The sequence below is a fragment of the Christiangramia sp. genome (assembly GCF_029937855.1).
In the GTDB taxonomy this organism is placed as follows: Bacteria; Bacteroidota; Bacteroidia; order Flavobacteriales; family Flavobacteriaceae; genus Christiangramia.
Genome location: NZ_JAPYPC010000035.1, coordinates 1 through 19,043, shown reverse-complemented (window position 1 = coordinate 19,043; position 19,043 = coordinate 1). Strand labels below are relative to the sequence as shown.

13 protein-coding genes are annotated in these 19,043 nt (G+C 38.3%); 12 read left to right on the top strand and 1 reads right to left on the bottom strand.

What is annotated here, in order from left to right:
• Positions 1-99: 99 nt before the first annotated feature.
• The 6 genes from Q1K34_RS15525 to Q1K34_RS15500 all read left to right on the top strand — a co-directional run bounded on the left by Q1K34_RS15525 (position 100) and on the right by Q1K34_RS15500 (position 7,807).
• Positions 100-552 carry a MarR family transcriptional regulator gene (locus tag Q1K34_RS15525; RefSeq protein WP_300440894.1) on the top strand — a complete coding sequence of 151 codons (453 nt, stop codon included), beginning with the start codon at positions 100-102 and terminating at the stop codon, positions 550-552.
• Positions 553-570: 18 nt separating this feature from the next.
• The gene (locus Q1K34_RS15520; RefSeq protein ID WP_300440891.1) at positions 571-2,976 is read left to right on the top strand and encodes a 3-hydroxyacyl-CoA dehydrogenase/enoyl-CoA hydratase family protein; all 2,406 of its coding nucleotides are present in this window, start codon (positions 571-573) and stop codon (positions 2,974-2,976) included.
• 55 nt (positions 2,977-3,031) lie between these two features.
• Positions 3,032-3,364: a four helix bundle protein gene (locus tag Q1K34_RS15515; RefSeq protein WP_300440888.1), complete on the top strand. Its 333-nt coding sequence runs from the start codon at positions 3,032-3,034 to the stop codon at positions 3,362-3,364.
• A gap of 60 nt (positions 3,365-3,424) precedes the next feature.
• Positions 3,425-4,618, top strand: coding sequence for an acetyl-CoA C-acyltransferase (locus tag Q1K34_RS15510; protein WP_300440885.1), 1,194 nt, complete (start codon positions 3,425-3,427; stop codon positions 4,616-4,618).
• Between the two features lie 109 nt (positions 4,619-4,727).
• Positions 4,728-6,536 carry an acyl-CoA dehydrogenase family protein gene (locus tag Q1K34_RS15505; RefSeq protein WP_300440882.1) on the top strand — a complete coding sequence of 603 codons (1,809 nt, stop codon included), beginning with the start codon at positions 4,728-4,730 and terminating at the stop codon, positions 6,534-6,536.
• A 221-nt stretch (positions 6,537-6,757) separates the two neighbouring features.
• Positions 6,758-7,807, top strand: a complete 1,050-nt coding sequence (locus Q1K34_RS15500; RefSeq protein WP_300440879.1) for a mechanosensitive ion channel domain-containing protein — start codon at positions 6,758-6,760, stop codon at positions 7,805-7,807.
• Here Q1K34_RS15500 and Q1K34_RS15495 read toward each other — a convergent pair.
• A complete protein-coding gene (locus tag Q1K34_RS15495) occupies positions 7,804-9,600 on the bottom strand; it encodes a glycoside hydrolase family 15 protein (RefSeq protein ID WP_300440876.1) in 1,797 nt (598 codons plus the stop codon). The genes Q1K34_RS15500 and Q1K34_RS15495 overlap by 4 nt on opposite strands.
• A 95-nt stretch (positions 9,601-9,695) precedes the next feature.
• On the opposite strand from Q1K34_RS15495, the gene Q1K34_RS15490 reads away from it, so the two are divergent.
• The 6 genes from Q1K34_RS15490 (at position 9,696) to Q1K34_RS15465 (ending at position 18,644) form a co-directional block, all read left to right on the top strand.
• Entirely contained in the window at positions 9,696-11,909 is a 2,214-nt protein-coding gene (locus Q1K34_RS15490; RefSeq protein WP_300440874.1) for a bifunctional alpha,alpha-trehalose-phosphate synthase (UDP-forming)/trehalose-phosphatase, read from the top strand.
• A 102-nt stretch (positions 11,910-12,011) separates the two neighbouring features.
• A complete protein-coding gene (locus tag Q1K34_RS15485) occupies positions 12,012-12,332 on the top strand; it encodes a YtxH domain-containing protein (protein ID WP_300440872.1) in 321 nt (106 codons plus the stop codon).
• 107 nt (positions 12,333-12,439) lie between these two features.
• On the top strand, positions 12,440-13,795 hold the full coding sequence (locus Q1K34_RS15480) for a M28 family metallopeptidase (protein WP_300440869.1): 1,356 nt from the start codon (positions 12,440-12,442) through the stop codon (positions 13,793-13,795).
• A 180-nt stretch (positions 13,796-13,975) separates the two neighbouring features.
• Positions 13,976-14,194 (top strand): hypothetical protein, encoded by a 219-nt coding sequence (locus Q1K34_RS15475; RefSeq protein WP_300440866.1) that lies wholly within the window; start codon positions 13,976-13,978, stop codon positions 14,192-14,194.
• Entirely contained in the window at positions 14,191-15,042 is an 852-nt protein-coding gene (locus Q1K34_RS15470) for a PRC-barrel domain-containing protein (RefSeq protein WP_300440863.1), read from the top strand. Before Q1K34_RS15475 ends, Q1K34_RS15470 begins: the two co-directional genes overlap by 4 nt.
• 308 nt (positions 15,043-15,350) lie before the next feature.
• The gene (locus tag Q1K34_RS15465) at positions 15,351-18,644 is read left to right on the top strand and encodes a hypothetical protein (RefSeq protein WP_300440861.1); all 3,294 of its coding nucleotides are present in this window, start codon (positions 15,351-15,353) and stop codon (positions 18,642-18,644) included.
• Positions 18,645-19,043: the final 399 nt, after the last annotated feature.

Genomic DNA, 19,043 nt, shown 5'->3' with positions numbered 1-19,043 from the left:
ATATTAATAACCTTTATTCAGGATATTAATATTTTTAAACTAATTTTATTATGCATGCATAATATTTTTTCCTAACTTTGGATTCATTCAAAAATCCAGATGAAAGAAAAAACGATAGATTATGTATTGCGTGCCACCTGGATGGCAGTTTCCAAAATGTATAATGAGGAAGCTGGAAAAGCAGGCAGCACGATGGCTACAGGCTTTGCACTTTTAAGTATTGATCCTGAAGATGGCACCCCATCTACATCCCTTGGCCCTAAAATGGGGATGGAGGCCACCAGTCTTTCAAGGATTCTTAAGACTATGGAAGAAAAAGGACTCATCATAAGAAGGAAAAATCCGAGTGATGGCCGAAGCGTCTTAATCCATTTAACCGAATTCGGTAAAGAAATGAGGGATTACTCTAAAAGGGTGGTTCTAAGGTTCGATGAGGCAGTTAAAGAAAATGTTTCAGAAAAAGATTTAAAAACCTTTATAGAGGTGGCCAATACCATAATGGAGCTCATTAGTGAAAAGAAAATATATACTGAAAAGATTAGTATCAGATAAAACAATAAAAACCAAGAAATGAAAAGAAGGATTAATAAGGTTGCAGTGATCGGATCCGGAATTATGGGTAGCGGTATCGCTTGTCATTTTGCCAATATTGGCGTGGAAGTGTTACTTCTGGACATTGTTCCCCGCGAGCTGAATGAAAAGGAAAAGAAAAAAGGACTAAGCCTGGACGATAAAGTTGTTCGTAACAGGATCGTGAACGATTCACTTCAGGAATCGGTTAAATCCAAGCCCTCTCCTATTTATCATAAAGACTTTGTAAACAGGATCGAAACAGGAAATCTTGAAGATGATATTTCCAAAGTTTCTGAGGCAGACTGGATCATTGAAGTTGTTGTAGAACGTCTTGATATTAAAAAACAGGTTTTTGAAAACCTTGAAAAACATAGAAAACCGGGAACTTTAATTACTACCAATACATCAGGGATTCCAATCAATTTTATGACCGATGGTCGTAGCGATGATTTTAAAAAGCATTTCTGCGGAACTCACTTCTTTAATCCTCCAAGATATTTAAGGTTATTTGAGATCATTCCTGGGAAGGAAACTTCTGAAGATGTTCTTGAATTTCTTGAGATGTATGGAGAGAAATTCCTTGGTAAAAAGTCTGTTCTTGCGAAAGACACCCCTGCTTTCATTGGAAACAGGATCGGTATTTTCTCAATTATGAGTCTTTTCCATATGGTGAAGGATATGGGAATGACCATTGAAGAAGTAGACAAACTCACCGGACCCGTAATTGGGCGGCAGAAGTCAGCCACCTTTAGAACAGTTGATGTTGTGGGCCTTGATACTTTGGTTCACGTTGCCAATGGTCTACACGAAAATGTGCCAAAAGATGAGCAGCATGATCTTTTCGCCCTGCCAGATTTCATTGGTACCATGATGGAAAATAAGTGGCACGGAAGTAAGACCGGACAGGGTTTCTATAAAAAGATCAAAAATGAAGATGGTTCAAGTGAGATAAAATCCCTTGATCTGGATACTATGGAATATCGCGATCAAAAGAAAGCTTCTTTCGCGACTTTAGAACAAACAAAATCTATAGATAATGTTGCCGACAGATTTGAAGTTCTGGTTAAAGGAAAAGATAAAGCGGGTGAATTTTACAGAAAGACTTTCTCTGCGCTTTTCGCCTATGTATCGAATCGTATTCCGGAAATTTCAGATGAGCTTTACAAGATAGATGATGCCATGAAAGCCGGATTTGGATGGGAACATGGCCCTTTCCAGATCTGGGATGCTATTGGTGTGGAAAAAGGTATTGAAATGATGAAAGAGCAGGGATACGAACCTGCGGCCTGGGTGAATGAAATGCTTGAAAGCGGAAGCGACAGTTTCTATACCGTTAAAGAAGGAAACACCTATTACTATAATATAGACGATAAAAAACAGACTAAGGTTCCTGGTCAGGATGCCTTTATCATTCTGGACAATATTAGGGAATCTAGGGAAGTCTTCAAGAACAGCGGCGTTGTAGTTGAGGATCTTGGCGACGGCATCCTCAATGTTGAATTCAGAAGTAAAATGAATTCTATTGGCGGTGATGTTCTGGACGGAATTAATAAGGCTATTGATATGGCTGAAAAAGATTACCAGGGACTGGTTGTAGCCAACGATGGTAAGAACTTCTCAGTTGGTGCCAATATCGGGATGATCTTTATGATGGCTGTAGAACAGGAATATGAGGAGCTAAATATGGCGATCAAATACTTCCAGGACACTATGATGAGAATGCGCTACTCGGCTATTCCAACAGTTGCCGCTCCTCATGCGATGACATTGGGTGGTGGATGCGAAATGTCACTACATGCAGATAAGGTTGTTGCAGCAGCTGAAACCTACATCGGATTAGTAGAATTTGGGGTTGGTGTGATCCCAGGTGGCGGTGGAACCAAAGAAATGACAGTTAGAGCCGCAGATACCTTTCAGAAAGATGATGTAGAGCTAAACCGCCTAAGAGAACATTTCCTTACTATTGGTATGGCGAAGGTTTCAACTTCGGCTCATGAAGCTTTTGACCTGAACCTACTTCAGAAAGGAAAAGATATAGTAGTGGTAAATCCAGACAGGCAATTGGCAATTGCTAAGAAACATGCTTTGTTAATGGCCGAGAATGGATATACCAAACCTATCGAGCGTAAGGATATTAAAGTTCTGGGTAAACAGGCATTGGGTGCATTCCTTGTGGGAACCGACCAGATGGCTGCAGGAAAATATATTAGTGAACACGACAAGAAAATTGCGAACAAACTGGCTTATGTAATGGCCGGTGGAGATCTTTCAGAAAATCAGCTGGTTAGTGAGCAGTATTTATTAGAACTGGAAAGAGAAGCCTTCTTATCGCTAACAGGAGAAAGAAAAACCCTGGAACGTCTTCAGCATATGTTGAAGAAGGGGAAACCGCTTAGAAATTAGAGTCTAGAGACTGGATTTATAGAAACTGGACATGGGACGGCACAATTTTAAAAAAATGAAAATCTGGGAGGAGAGCATCAATTTGGTAAGTGCTAGTTATAAACTTACCAGAAGTTTTCCGGAAATTGAAAAATTTAATCTTATTTCTCAAATGAATAGATGCGCCGTTTCTATTCCTTCAAATATCGCAGAAGGATCAAGTAAAAGTACAAATAGGCACTTTAAAAAATTCCTTGAGAATAGCCTGGGTTCGGCTTTCGAATGGGAAACCCAATTAATTGTAGCCAGGAATGAGAATTATCTTTTAGAAGAAGAATTTATTAATCTTGAAAATAGAATATTACAAATTCAGAAAATGATAGGTTCCTTTATGGACAAACTGAACTGAAATGTCTAGAATCTAAGATCGAGTTTCTTGCATCACATTTTCATAATAAAAAATAGAACTATGAACAAAACAGCATATATAGTAAAAGCATATAGAACCGCAGTAGGAAAAGCTCCAAGAGGTGTATTTCGCTTCAAAAGACCAGATGAACTGGCAGCTGAAACGATTCAATACATGATGGATAAGTTACCAGATTTCGATAAAACACGTATTGATGACGTGATGGTTGGAAATGCGATGCCAGAAGCTGAGCAGGGACTAAACGTGGGTAGATTGATCTCCTTAATGGGATTAAAGATCGAAGACGTTCCTGGTATGACCGTGAACAGGTATTGTGCTTCAGGACTGGAAACAATTTCGATAGCAACGGCTAAGATCCAAAGTGGAATGGCCGATTGTGTAATAGCTGGGGGTGCAGAAAGCATGAGCTATATCCCCATGGGTGGTTATAAACCGGTCCCTGATTATAAAGTTGCCAAGGAAGGCAATGAAGATTATTACTGGGGAATGGGATTAACTGCCGAAGCGGTTGCTAACAAGTACAAAGTTTCTCGTGAAGATCAGGATGAGTTTGCATACGCTTCACATCAAAAAGCAATAAAAGCCCAGGCGGAAGATCGTTTCCAGGATCAGATCGTTCCAATCAACATTGATGAAACTTATGTAGATGATAATGGTAAAAAACAAACAAGATCTTACACGGTAAATAAAGATGAAGGTCCAAGAAAAGATACTTCTGTTGAAGTTCTTAATAAACTTAGACCCGTATTTGCTGAAGGCGGTAGCGTTACTGCTGGTAATTCCTCTCAGATGAGTGATGGCGCTGCTTTCGTGATGGTTATGAGTGAAGAAATGGTGAAAGAGCTAAATCTGGAACCTATTGCCAGAATGGTTAGTTATGCCGCCGTTGGTGTGGAACCAAGAATTATGGGGATAGGACCGGTTCATGCAATTCCGAAAGCTTTAAAACAAGCCGGACTTAAGCAGGATGATATGGAATTAATTGAATTGAATGAAGCTTTCGCTTCTCAGTCATTAGCAGTGATTAGAGAGCTAGGCCTTGATAAGGACAAAGTTAATCCTAACGGTGGTGCTATCTCTATGGGACACCCACTTGGTTGTACGGGAGCAAAACTTTCAGTGCAGATTTTTGATGAAATGCGTAAGCGTGAATTAAAGAACAAGCACTGTATGGTAACCATGTGCGTAGGTACAGGACAGGGCGCTGCGGGAGTTTTTGAATTCCTGAATTAGAATTGAGTATTGAGATCTTAGTAATGAGATACTCGTTAACTTTAAATAAGTAGAATAACATTAAGTGAGATTCTAAATACTAATTTCTCACTACTAAATACTAAAAAAGATGAGTACAGATACAGCAAAAAAGGATATTTTAAGAGGTGGTCAATTCCTGGTAAAAGAGACTAAAAGCGAAGATGTTTTCACACCAGAAGATTTCAATGAGGAACAAAAAATGATGCGCGATTCTGTTAAGGAATTTGTGGAACGCGAAATTTGGCCGAATAAAGAGGAGTTCGAAAAGAAAAATTACGCTTTAACTGAGGAAATTATGCGTAAAGCCGGAGAACTCGGTTTCTTAGGAGTTGCTGTGCCAGAGGAATATGACGGACTCGGAATGGGATTCGTTTCCACGATGCTCGTTTGTGACTATATCTCGGGAGCTACCGGTTCTATTGCCACTGCTTTTGGTGCACACACTGGAATTGGTACGATGCCTATTACGCTATATGGAACTGAGGAGCAGAAGAAAAAATATGTTCCGAAACTTGCAACCGGTGAGTGGTTTGGAGCCTACTGTCTAACTGAACCTGGAGCCGGATCTGATGCGAATTCGGGAAAAACTAAAGCAGTCCTTTCTGAGGATGGAAAACATTATAGTATTAGCGGACAGAAAATGTGGATTTCCAATGCCGGATTTGCCGACGTTTTTATTGTATTCGCAAGAATTGAAGATGATAAGAATATCACCGGATTTATCGTTGAAAATGATAAGGAAAATGGAATCAGTTTTGGTGAAGAAGAAAAGAAGTTAGGGATCCACTCCTCTTCTACCCGCCAGGTATTTTTCAATGAAACAAAAGTTCCTGTTGAAAATATGCTTTCAGAACGTGGAAATGGCTTCAAGATCGCAATGAATGCTCTAAACGTTGGTCGAATTAAATTAGCCGCGGCTTCTCTGGATGCTCAAAGAAGAGTCACAGATCTTTCCGTGAAATATGCCAATGACAGGGTTCAGTTTGATACTCCTATCGCTAAGTTTGGGGCGATCAAGTCTAAGTTAGCAGAAATGGCTACTTCAGCCTATGTTGGCGAAGCAGCATCTTACCGTGCAGCCAAGAATATTGAAGACAGAATTAACATCCGGCTAGAAGAAGGAGCCTCACATTCAGAAGCTGAATTGAAAGGTGTGGAAGAATATGCCATAGAATGTTCCATTCTTAAGGTAGCGTGTTCTGAAGATGTTCAGAATTGTAGCGATGAAGGTATACAGGTGTATGGCGGAATGGGATTCTCTGCAGATACCCCAATGGAATCTGCATGGAGAGATGCCAGAATTGCGCGTATTTACGAAGGCACCAACGAGATCAACAGAATGTTATCTGTGGGAATGCTGGTAAAGAAAGCTATGAAAGGTCACGTAGATCTTCTAGGACCTGCAACTAAAGTGGCAGATGAATTAACCGGAATTCCCTCCATGGATAAACCTGATTATTCTGAATTATTTGCTGAAGAAAAAGAAATGGTTGCGAAATTAAAAAAAGTGTTTTTGATGGTAGCCGGAAGCGCGGTTCAGAAATTTGGACCTCAACTGGAAGAGCATCAGCAATTACTTTTAGCAGCTTCTGATATCCTTATCGAGATCTATATGGCAGAATCTGGAATTTTAAGAGCAGAGAAAAATGCTAAGAAATTAGGAGTAGATGCTCAAAAAGAACAGATCGCCATGGCCAAATTATATTTGTACCATGCTGTAGATATTATTAATAGTAAAGCTAAAGAAGGAATTGGTTCTTTTGCTGAAGGTGACGAACAACGTATGATGTTGATGGGTCTTAAAAGGTTCACTAAATATACCAATATGCCGAATGTTGTTGAATTAAGAAATACAGTCGCTGAAAAACTGACTTCTGAAAATAAGTATTGTTTCTAAAGGAACATTCTTTTAAACTGAAGAAAGCCACCTTGATTGGTGGCTTTTTTGTTTTGCAAAAATTAAAATCAACTTGCCCAGTGGCATTTATCACCTGACCATGGCTTGTAAGAAGGAAACGTTTTTGCTTGCTTAACACTATTACCTTTTAGGTTAATTTGGAGAACGCTTTCTCAATAAAAAATTAAAATTTTAAATTAGCTTTCTCTAAAGTCTTTAGCATGTTAAATCTGGAAAAAAGCGGACTTACTTATCTTATTATCGGAACCCTTACTTTAATACTGAGTTTTGGTATTACTTTTTATATTTTAAAGAGAATAGGTAAAAATCCGCGGAATATTCTACCAGTAGATTTTGCTGAAAAGCTAAGAGTACCACTTTTGATCTTTTTAGCTTCCCTTATCGCCAAGATAGCCGTGATAAGTGATATTTTTAGATTTGAAGCTACCAGGTTAATTGTAGGTCATATAAGTACAATTACCATAATACTTGGTATGGCGTGGTTCCTCATTATTTTCTTTAAGGTATTTAAAAAGAGAATGTTAAGAAAGTATGATGTAACTAGCACCAACAACCTGAAAGCCCGGAAAGTATATACACAATATACTATCCTGGAAAATATTATCATTTTCATAATCGTAACATTATCTGTAGGTATAGCACTTATGAGTTTTGAAAGTATTAGATCTGTTGGGGTAAGCCTATTAACTTCTGCAGGGATCGCGGGCATCATAATTGGCTTGGCCGCTCAAAAAGCTATTGGAACACTTCTGGCCGGAATACAAATAGCTATTACCCAACCAATTCGCCTGGATGATGTAGTAATTGTTGAGGGCGAATGGGGATGGATTGAAGAAATTAACCTTACTTATGTAGTAGTTAGAATTTGGGATAAAAGAAGACTGGTAGTTCCTACTACTTATTTCATTGAAAAGACCTTCCAAAACTGGACCAGAACCTCAGCTGATATTTTGGGAACGGTATTTATTTATACCGATTATGGTCTTCCTGTTGAAGTTATACGGGAAGAACAAACCAGGTTATTAAATAATACAAATCTCTGGGACGGGAATGTGAATGTGCTACAAGTGACCAATGCTTCAGAAAAAACTGTAGAATTAAGGGTACTGGTAAGTGCTAAAGATTCTCCTACAGCCTGGGACCTCCGGGTATATTTAAGGGAAAAACTATTAGCATTCATTCAGGATAAATATCCGGAACATTTACCTAAAACCAGGATAAGCATTAAAAAGAATGAAATGGATCTTTAATCCTGAAATATCATTCCTTCGGTGGCAATCCCCTTACTAAAATTAGCTGCCGTTTCTATTAAAGCCAAATGAGAATATGCCTGGGGAAAATTACCCAGCAAACGTTTGGTTTCAAAGTCGATATCCTCACTAAACAAGCCCAGATGGTTACTGTAAGATAAAAGCCGATCGAACATTTTTTTTGCTTTCTTTTTCTCTCCAATTTTATAAAGACTGTCAATCAACCAGAATGTGCAAATAGTGAAGGATGAAGTAGGTTTTCCAAAATCATCGGTGTTCCTGTACCTGTACATTAATCCATCCTCGCAAAGTTCTTTTTCCGTAGCCTGAACCGTACTAATAAATCTTGGATCATCAGCCTCTATAAATCCATACGATTGCATTAATAAAGTGGACGCATCCAGATCTGAAGATCCGTAAAACTGAGTGTACGCCTGTTTCTCCTCATTCCAACCATTCTCATAGATGTCCTGGTAAATTTCTTCCCTCAGTGCTTTCCATTTGGTATCATTTATACCCATTCTAAGCACCTCACCTATTTTTATGGCTCTATCAACCGCCACCCAACAAAGTAGTTTTGAGAATACAAAGTGTCGATCTTCAGTTCTAAGTTCCCAAATTCCTTTATCTGGTTTCCGCCAGTTTTCTTCAACAATCATCACTATTCCCCTAACCACCGTCCAGAGTGCTTCTGAATTTTCCAGGGAAGTTTCAAACATTAAAAATTGCTGATAAATAACCTCCATTAAAATTCCGTAGATATCATTTTGCTTCTGGATATAGGCCGCATTTCCTGTTCTTACAGGTTTTGATCCTTTATAACCATCTAAATGATTCAGAATATGTTCGGTAAGCTCCTTTTCCCCATTAATACCATACATGATCTGGATCTTCTCATCTTTATTAGGAATGATATTGATGATAAACCGAAGAAAATCCTTTGCAGATTTAACATGTCCCAGACCCGCCATAACTTTAATTACCATGGAAGCATCGCGTATCCAGCAAAAGCGATAATCCCAGTTTCGCTCCTCTCCTATCGTTTCCGGAAGTGAGGTGGTAACCGCCGCGAGCACTGCGCCTGATTTTTTATAGCTCAGGGCTTTTAAAACCAATGCACTACGCATTATTTCATTTCCGTAATGAGTGTAGCGGGTCGTTTTGTCACTCCAGTTCATCCAGTACACCTTGGTACGCTGAAATTTGAGATAAGACCTGTCTAAACTTTGTTCAACGAGCTTTTCATGATAACCTACAAGACAGTAAGCATTACTTTCTAAAGTTATTTCATTTTGCTGATGAATATCCTTGAGATTAAGACTGGAATAAAAATACAGAGAGTCATATTTGCCTTGGCGCGTAAAGCTTTTTATATAATCTCCTTTATTCTCGCTGTGCGTTTTTTCCCTTCCAAATTCCAATTTTGGGTCATAAATGATCCTGAATTTTGGTTTGCCTCCTGTTAATCTGAAAAACCGAATGATATCTGGCGGAGCATAATAAGAACCATCCTCGCGCTGGTATCTTGGCATGAAATCTATCAACTGAAAAGAATCAGTTCCGTTATCGAAAACAGTACTTAAAATATTGGTTTCCCACAGGTATTCCTGCTCAATTTTATAATCCTCCTCTACTACAATTTCAAAACTTCCCCCTTTTTTTTCGTCAAGTATTTTTGCAAAAACACCTGCGGAATCAAAATTCGGGAGACAACACCAATCCAGAGATCCGGTCTTTGAAATTAGGGCTGCACTTTTACAATTGCTTATTATTCCGTAATCGAGGTTATCCATATATCTTAAAAATCTTATAAATCAATGGCTGTGTAAAATGATTTTCGGAAATTTAATAAAAAACAAATTCGTCACAACGCCATTTACAATTTATTATGAGCAAAACCATCATTATTTCTAACCGATTACCCCTGCAAATTTCAATAGAAAATGACGATTTGGAGGTAACTCCAAGCGTTGGTGGGCTCGCAACAGGCTTGAAATCATTCCATAAGGACGGCGATAGTGTCTGGATTGGCTGGCCCGGGCTTACCCGGGAGGAGATCCCAGAGCATCTTGTAGAGGAAGTTCAGAAAAAAGCAAAAGAAGAGAATTGTGTGGCGGTACATCTTACTTCAGATGAAATTGATGGATTTTATTACGGCTTCAGCAATAGAACTATTTGGCCTTTATTTCATTATTTTATGGAATATACCGAATCTGATGATGAGTACTGGACCTATTATAAGCAGGTAAATCAGAGGTATGCCGATGAAATTCTGAAGCATTATGAAGATGGTGATATTATTTGGGTACATGATTATCAATTATTGCTCGTTCCCAATATGATCAGGGAGAAAGCTCCGGAAGCGATCATTGGGTTTTTCAATCATATCCCGTTTCCATCTTATGAGGTGTTTAGAACTTTACCCTGGAGAGATGAAGTACTTAAAGGAGTATTAGGAGCAGATCTCATAGGATTTCACACCTATGATTATGAACGCCATTTTTTAAGTTCAGTAAGTAGGATTTTAAGACATCAGGTAGATTTCAATGAAATTACGTTGCCAGACAGAATCGTAAAAGTAGATTCCTTTCCCATGGGAATTGATTACAAGAAGTTTGAACAGGCGGCATTAGATCACTTTGAAAGTACTTCAGCAGAACAGTCTGAACTTCAAAAAAGATTAGATCATCACCTTGAAGCAACTCCAGATGCCAAATTGATTCTAAGTATAGATAGGCTGGATTATACCAAGGGAATTGCCCACCGAATAAGAGCTTATGAATATTTTCTCGATAAAAATCCTGAATTTATAGAAAAAGTGAGGCTGGTCATGTTAGCGGTTCCATCCCGGTCGAATGTTCCCCAATACAGAAGATTGAAAAAAGAAGTAGATGAGCTTGTGGGCAGGATAAATGGTAAGTTTTCTACGGTTAGCTGGACCCCCATCTGGTATTTTTATAGGTCCATGCCTTTTGAAAATCTCATAGATCTTTATACCACTTGTGATATTGCTTTATTAACCCCTATTCGAGATGGAATGAACCTGGTTGCCAAGGAATATATAGCAACAAGAACAAATAAAACAGGAGTACTTATTTTAAGTGAAATGGCAGGTGCTGCGCACGAAATGAACGAAGCGCTTATCATTAATCCAAATAATTTTGAACAAATATCGGAAGCTTTAAAAACGGCTTTTGAAATGCCTAAAGAAGAGCAGGTAGAGAGAAATAAAATGCTTCAGAAAAGATTACGGAGATATAGTGTGGAGAAATGGGCTGAAGATTTTATGAAATCTCTAAGAAAAACAAAGGAAAACCGGGATGCCTTTAAAGCTATAAGGATAACACCTGCTATTTCTAATGAGATCATGAATCAGTTCAAAAACGCAAAAAAAAGAATCTTATTTATCGATTATGATGGTACGCTTGTGAATTTCGTAGATAAACCTGAAAATGCTAAACCTGACGCAGAACTAAAAGAACTGATAAGATCTCTGAATGCTGCCGAAAATACAGATGTAATCTTAATAAGCGGGCGTGATAAAAATACACTTGGAACCTGGTGGCAAGATATTCCCGTAGAGCTAATTTCTGAACATGGGGTATGGATGAGACAGATAGATGGTGAATGGGAACTTTCAGAAAATGTGAAAAGTGAATGGATGGATGCGGTAAGACCGGTGATAGAAAACTTTGTAGACCGTACACCGGGTACTTTTATTGAGGAAAAAAACTATTCCCTGGCCTGGCATTACAGAAAGGCAGATCCTGAACTGGGTGAAATTAGAGCGAATGAATTAAGTAATGTGCTAAAAGAACTAATCTCCAATCGTGGTTTAAGCGTTTTGGAAGGAAATAAAGTACTTGAAATAAAAAGTAGTGGTGTAAACAAAGGAAAGGCGTCTTCCAAAAAACTGGTTGGAAAGGATTACGATTTCGTCTTTGCCATTGGGGATGACTGGACAGATGAATATATGTTTCAGGACCTGCCGGAATCATCTTATACGGTAAAAGTAGGAATCAAGAAAACCAGTGCGAGATATTATGTGGAAGGCACTCCCAAGGTGCGTGACCTATTGGAAGATTTCAAAAAAAATATGTAGCAGATATTTACTGTTAAATAATTTGGGAATTCTAATAAAAGTTTACATATACATTAACTCGATCTAGATGGCTTCCTATCATTTTCTGCTTAATTTTACATCATGAATTTAAAGAAAACCAATTTAAAACCAAATTCTATGAAATCAGGAAAATTGTTATTAGGACTAGTATCCGGAGCTGTGGCAGGAGCTGTGGTTGGACTTTTATATGCACCTAAAAAAGGAAAAGACACACGTAAAGCTATTTCAGATAAGGGAGATAATTACCTTAAGGAAGCAAATAGAAGTATTAATGACTTTACCGATTCGGTAAATCATAAGATGGAAGCTTTAAAAGCCAAAACAAAAGCAAATTTATCAGGATCTAAGTCTAAAGAAAAGCTTAACCAGGCGAAAGCAGAAATGCACGAAGTAGCTAGTTAATTTATAGAAAAACTTGATTATTATAAAGCCTCGGAATTTCCCGGGGCTTTATTTTTTTTTAATATCTCTGAAACTTCTGTATTTTAGGGCGCTAATTAAATAAACATATGAAAAAACTAAACCCCATTAAAATTTTATTCCTGGCGGCGGTAGGATTCTTATATCAGCCTGCTAATTCTCAAGATACCGACCAGCGTTTATATGAAATTATAGAGAATGTTTCAGCAGACAGTCTGGAACATGATATAAGAAAACTAGCAGGTTTTGGTACCCGAAACACATTCAGTGATACAGTTTCCGAAACCCGTGGTATTGGTGCTGCGAGAAGATGGATAAAATCTGAATTTGATAACATTTCTGCTAATTGTAACGATTGCCTGGAGGTAATTTACCAGAAGGATCATGTAACTCCTGAGGATGGAGAGCGTATTCCTAAAGAAGCCTGGGTGGTGAATGTGGTAGCCATACAAAAAGGTACGAAATATCCCAATCGCTATGTGATCATGAGTGGTGACATAGATTCTCGAGCCAGTAATACCATGGATTTTACTACAGATGCACCGGGAGCTAATGATAACGCAAGCGGAATGGCGGGCACCATGGAGGCAGCACGGGTATTATCAAAATATGATTTTGAAAGCAGTATTATTTATGTAGGCCTTTCCGGGGAAGAGCAGGGACTATTTGGTGGAAAAGGTCTGGCCGAATATGCCAAAAAGAACAATTGGGACATCATAGGGATTCTTAATAATGATATGATTGGGAACATTGAAGGAGTAGATGGTGTTATAGACAATAGAAGTTTTAGGATCTTCTCTGAACCGGTACCTCCTACTGAAACTGAACAGCAAAGAAGAATGCGTAGATTTTACGGCGGTGAGGTTGATGGAATTTCCCGGCAACTCGCCAGGTACATCCATAAGAATGTAGAAACTTATATGCCAGAGATGAACCCCATGATGATCTATCGTTTGGATAGATTTGGAAGGGGAGGCCATCATAGACCTTTTAATGATCTTGGTTTTGCTGGTGTTAGAATTATGGAAGCTCATGAAAATTATAATAGACAGCACCAGGATATTCGTACTGAAAATGGTATTGAATATGGAGACGTGGTAGAAGGAGTGAACTTTAATTACGCAAAAAAACTAACTGCTGTTAATGCCATTAATCTTGCCAGCCTGGCCTGGGCACCGCCCGCACCAGAAAAAGTTGAAATTGGTGGAATTGTTGAACCTAGTACCAGACTTAGATGGGAACCTGTAGAAGGCGATATTGCAGGATATAAGATCTATTGGAGAGACACTACCTCACCGCAGTGGCAACATTCCAGATTTGTAGGAGATGTAACCGAGTTTACCTTAGAAGGAATCGTAATTGATAATTATCTTTTTGGAGTTGCAGCTGTGGGCAAAAACGGACATGAAAGCCTTGTTGTTTTCCCTTCGGGAACATTCAGGTAACCTAACAACAATATATTATTTCAGATATTAAAAAGCCGAATTTTAAGATTCGGCTTTTTTGTCCCCCCGTACCAGATTTCCAAATAAAAGACTAATTAACAATACTTTAGACTAAACTTAAAAGTATTTAGGAGTGTTCATTGGTAATTTAGAGTTACTCAACCAATAAATAATTCAATTATGGCAGATATCAGAATAGAGAAAAAGAAACCTATTTGGCCGTGGTTATTATTAGTTATCATTCTGGGCGTCCTCGCATTTCTTTATTTCTACGGAAGCATGGATACAGAAGAAACAGATGATATGGAAACCACAGAATTAGAAGAAGTAACTTATATAAATCCGGAACCAGGATTATATAAAAATGAAGAGGTAATTAACCAAAATAAACTGTTATGAATACCAAAGAGAAACATCTATATTATCTGAATGAACTCAAAGATTATAAAGTAGATAGAAAAGATCCCGATATAAGAGGATGGAGCGTAAAGGACCTGGATAACAGGGTAATTGGAAAGGTAGATAATCTACTTGTGAACAAAGAGCGAGGAAAAGTGGTTTATGTAGATGTAGAAGTAGATCAGTCAATAATTGATGCTAAACATGATCCATATTCTTCACAACCTAATTCCGAAGTTAAAGAATTTATAAACAAAGAAGGAGAAAACCATATTATTATCCCCGTAGGTTTGATAGACCTGAATGTGGATAACAAGTATGTGTATACCGAAAGTATTAATTATCAAACTTTTGCCGAAACTAAAAGATACAGGTCTGGTTCTCATATAAGCCGTGATTACGAACATCATGTTTTAGATTCTTATGATAGAAGGAGAGATCGTTTGAATCATGAAAACGAATTGAGAAGAACAAAAACTGCCTATACAGATTCTGAACTGGAAGAAAGAAATTTTAGAGATGAAGATGTGAGACCTAATCATGAGGAAAGATCAAAAAATGACAGCATAGTAGAAGATACAGAAGGAAAAATTCGCATGGAAAAGGAAAACCTCAGGTATAAATCTGATGATCGTAGTAAACCTATAGATGATCATAACCGGGCTTCGCATCATCATGAGACTTCAAATGATCTTCATCCTGAAAGAACGGTTGACGAAGATAATAATTGGGTTCATGATAATCGAAATCTGGAGGATGAAGATTACCGCACTAGCAGAAGAGAAAACACCAGAGCTAATGAAGAATTCTATGACCGTCGGGAATTTAGGGATAGGGATTATCGATAAAAAAATATTTAAATAATTTAATTTAAAGGGAGATCATGTTGGTTTCCCTTTTTTATTGTTACCGTATAGGAGATAGTATTGGTTACAGTATTTAGAAATGAAAAATTCTGTGATTCTAGACTTGTTTCAGAAACTCATTTCAATAAAAAGTCCAGGTCATATGGAGACCTTGAAACCGAAGATTAGACGGAATTAAATAAATTCAGGGAAACAGAAGGATTTAGGATAAAAAACGGATTTACACAAATAGTATAAAATAAAGCTAAAATTGTATTTTAGGGCTTCCAAAATTGATCAAAATTATTTTTATGAAAAAAATTACACTTTTCCTGTCGTTTTTAGTGCTCACTTTTACAGTTGCCGGGCAGGATGTAGATCTTTCACTTTTAAAGAATAAAACACCAAGAAACATTGGCCCCGGTGGAATGAGTGGTCGGGTAACTTCAATTGATGTGATTACAGAAGATCCAAATATTATGTATGTAGGAACTGCTTCCGGTGGATTATGGAAATCTACAAGTGGAGGTGTGAGCTGGGAGCCTATTTTCGACGATCAGGTTACTGCATCTATAGGCGCCGTAGCAATTCAGCAGTCAAATCCTTCGGTAATATGGGTAGGAACCGGTGAAGGGAATCCAAGAAATAGCCTTAATGGAGGTTACGGAATTTTTAAATCTCTTGATGGAGGTCGTTCCTGGACGAGAATGGGTTTAGAAAAAACACGCCATATCCATAGAGTTATAATTCACCCAACAAATCCAGATATTGTTTATGCCGCGGCTATAGGATCTCCCTGGGGAGCCCATGAAGAAAGAGGTGTGTATAAAACTACCGATGGAGGTAAAACATGGGAGAAAATTTTATATTCAAATAAATTAACCGGTGCTGCAGACCTGGTAATGGATCCTAATAATCCCAATAAACTTATCGCTGCAATGTGGGAACATAAAAGGGATCCCTGGTTCTTTAAATCTGGCGGGGAAGGTTCAGGAATGTTTATCACTCATGACGGTGGAGAGACCTGGAGCGAAAAAACGGAGAAAGACGGTCTACCGGAAGGAGAATTAGGCCGAATTGGTTTAGCGATTGCACCAAGCAATTCAAATATTGTTTATGCTCTGGTAGAATCTAAAAATAATGCTCTGTATAAATCTGAAGACGGTGGCTTCAGCTGGAAAATGATCAATGATAAAGATGAAATTGGCAATAGACCGTTCTATTACAGTGATATTTTCGTAGATCCAGAAAATTCCAATCGAGTTTATTCCGTGTTTACGTATGTAAATGTTTCTGAAGATGGAGGTAAAAGTTTTGAAAGTTTAATGCCCGCTTATGGAGTAAACAATGGAATTCATCCCGATCACCATGCCTGGTGGATCCATCCCGAAGATGGAAGTTTTATGATGGACGGTAATGATGGGGGACTAAATATTACCCGTGACCACGGTAAAACATGGAGATTTGTTGCTAATCTCCCTGTTGCCCAATTTTATCATATCGCAGTGGATAATGAATTTCCGTATAATGTATATGGCGGAATGCAGGACAACGGAAGTTGGCGCGGTCCGGCTTATGTATGGAAAGCCCAGGGAATTCGAAATTCATACTGGCAGGAGATCTCTTTTGGAGACGGTTTCGATGTAGTACCAGATAGGGACGATAGCCGCTATGGCTGGAGTATGAGTCAGCAGGGTTATGTGAGCAGATACGATCATATCACCGGCAATAATTATACGGTAAAACCAACTCATCCAGATCCTGAAGTGGCATTACGTTTTAACTGGAATTCTGCTATTAATATTGATCCTTTTGATAACAATACGATTTACTTCGGAAGTCAGTTTGTACATAAAAGTACCGACAAAGGCCTTACCTGGGAAGTGATTTCGCCAGATCTTACTACAAACGATCCTGAAAAACAAAAACAGGAAGAAAGTGGCGGATTAACCATTGATGCTACAGGAGCCGAAAATTATACCACAATACTGGTCATTGAACCTTCACCTCTGGAGAAAGATATGATGTGGGTAGGAACCGATGATGGTAAAGTTCATTACACAAGAAATGGGGGAAATGACTGGAATGATGTTTCAGAAAATTTACCTGGATTACCTGAAGGCAGCTGGATAGTTCAGATAAAGGCTTCCAATAAAAATAAAGGGGAAGCCCTGCTTGTTGCCAACGACTACCGTAGGTTTAATTATACACCATATGCTTACAGAACTACTAATTATGGTAAAAGCTGGAACCGTATTGTAGATGAAGAGGATACTGAAAGTTATACCTTAAGTATTATTGAAGACCCGGAAGAAAAAAACCTTTTGTTCCTGGGAACAGATGATGGCCTGTATGTTTCATTCAACGCAGGAAAAGACTGGCAGAAATATACCAACGGCTTTCCAACGGTTCCGGTAAAAGACCTTGTGATTCATCCAAGGGAACATGATCTTGTTATTGGAACATTTGGAAGGGCAGCATGGATACTGGATGATATTAGACCTTTCCGGGAAATTGCCAGGAGTAATAATCTTCTTCAACAAAAAGTAGAATTATTTGAACCTCCAACAGCCTATCATACTGCCTATCAACAGCCAACAGGAAGCCGCTTTGGCGCTGATGCGGTCTACCATGGAGAAAACAGGGATTCTGGTGCCAGGATTACCTATTTTGCTGAAATTCCCGCTAAAAAAGATTCAACTGCTATAGAAAAGGAGCAGTCAGATAAAAAAATGAAAAGATCCCGAAGGAATTCAAAACAGAAACGTGAAGGCGAATCTGGTAGAAGACAAACAGTTGTAGAAAAAGATTCAACAACCACCGAGATTGTTGAGACTAAATGGGACTCTATTCAGCTAAAGATTTATGATGGAAGTCGACTTATTAGAACACTCAAAAGAAAAGCTCCAGATACCACTGGTTTGCATACTATAATATGGGGACTGGACGAGAAAGGTCCAGAGCAACCCTCCAGAGAGATCAAAGAAGAGAAGAATGAACCTTCAGGTATAGATGTGAAACCAGGTAAATACAGACTTGTTTTAGACTATGGCGATCACACTTCCGAAGAAATGATAGAAGTGAAATCTGATCCCCGTCTGGAGGTTTCTTCTAAAAATATTGAAGAAGTTTATACGAGTCTGAAAGAACTGGAACAAATGACTCAAACTTCGGCAGATGCTGTAAAGCAATTGGTAGAAAGTAAAAATATAGCCGAAAAATTCCAGGCAGATTTAAAAAAACAGCAGGGAGAAACAAAAGAGTTTAATGAAGAAATTGCAGAAAGTAAAGAAATTGTAAATACCATTGAAGAGCTAATTGCGCTATATTTAGGCACCCTTGACAAGAGACAGGGAATCGTTAGAAATAGGGAAAATACGGTGCAGGAAAGAATAGGTATCGCCAGAGGTTATATAAGTAGCAGGCAAAATGGCCTGACTTCTACCGAAAAGACTTTGCTTAAACATGCCAGAGAAGAATTGCAGGAGGCATTAAAGAGTACCAATGAATTTTTTGAAAATGAATGGCCGGAATATCGGTCAGAAATGGAAGCTTTGGAATTACCTATTTTTAAAGAAGTAAAAACCTTCAATTTCCAAAAATAAAAATTTCTTGACACCGACTTTCGTAAAAGTTGGTAAAGTTTAAAAAATAGGGTTGGACTAATTTAGAATCTGACCCTTTTTATATTCTGCGAAATGATTACAAGTGATTCCCCCCTTTTTGATTACATCTACCAAATTTTAGTAGCTTCCCCTGGATAAGTTATTCTGTAGAATTCTTCCTCTTCAGATAAACTAGCATGTTTGCCTAGTTCACATCATTTAGCCATGATCACAAATAATCCTAATAAGAGGTCACCGAATCAAACTCATTTTAGAGGACTTCCAATCAAATTCCATGAATGACCAAAAATAACAAAACCTTGATAATCAAACGATTAACAAGGTTTTAGTCGGGGTGGCAGGATTCGAACCTGCGGCCTCCTGCTCCCAAAGCAGGCG

Bases quoted from the DNA above. Each gene is read 5' to 3' on its own strand.
- Q1K34_RS15510 (WP_300440885.1), top strand. From the start codon at position 3,425: ATGAACAAAACAGCATATATAGTAAAAGCATATAGAACCGCAGTAGGA.
- Q1K34_RS15465 (WP_300440861.1), top strand. From the start codon at position 15,351: ATGAAAAAAATTACACTTTTCCTGTCGTTTTTAGTGCTCACTTTTACA.
- Q1K34_RS15520 (WP_300440891.1), top strand. From the start codon at position 571: ATGAAAAGAAGGATTAATAAGGTTGCAGTGATCGGATCCGGAATTATG.
- Q1K34_RS15505 (WP_300440882.1), top strand. From the start codon at position 4,728: ATGAGTACAGATACAGCAAAAAAGGATATTTTAAGAGGTGGTCAATTC.
- Q1K34_RS15485 (WP_300440872.1), top strand. From the start codon at position 12,012: ATGAATTTAAAGAAAACCAATTTAAAACCAAATTCTATGAAATCAGGA.
- Q1K34_RS15470 (WP_300440863.1), top strand. From the start codon at position 14,191: ATGAATACCAAAGAGAAACATCTATATTATCTGAATGAACTCAAAGAT.
- Q1K34_RS15475 (WP_300440866.1), top strand. From the start codon at position 13,976: ATGGCAGATATCAGAATAGAGAAAAAGAAACCTATTTGGCCGTGGTTA.
- Q1K34_RS15515 (WP_300440888.1), top strand. From the start codon at position 3,032: ATGAAAATCTGGGAGGAGAGCATCAATTTGGTAAGTGCTAGTTATAAA.
- Q1K34_RS15495 (WP_300440876.1), bottom strand. From the start codon at position 9,600: ATGGATAACCTCGATTACGGAATAATAAGCAATTGTAAAAGTGCAGCC.
- Q1K34_RS15480 (WP_300440869.1), top strand. From the start codon at position 12,440: ATGAAAAAACTAAACCCCATTAAAATTTTATTCCTGGCGGCGGTAGGA.
- Q1K34_RS15500 (WP_300440879.1), top strand. From the start codon at position 6,758: ATGTTAAATCTGGAAAAAAGCGGACTTACTTATCTTATTATCGGAACC.
- Q1K34_RS15525 (WP_300440894.1), top strand. From the start codon at position 100: ATGAAAGAAAAAACGATAGATTATGTATTGCGTGCCACCTGGATGGCA.
- Q1K34_RS15490 (WP_300440874.1), top strand. From the start codon at position 9,696: ATGAGCAAAACCATCATTATTTCTAACCGATTACCCCTGCAAATTTCA.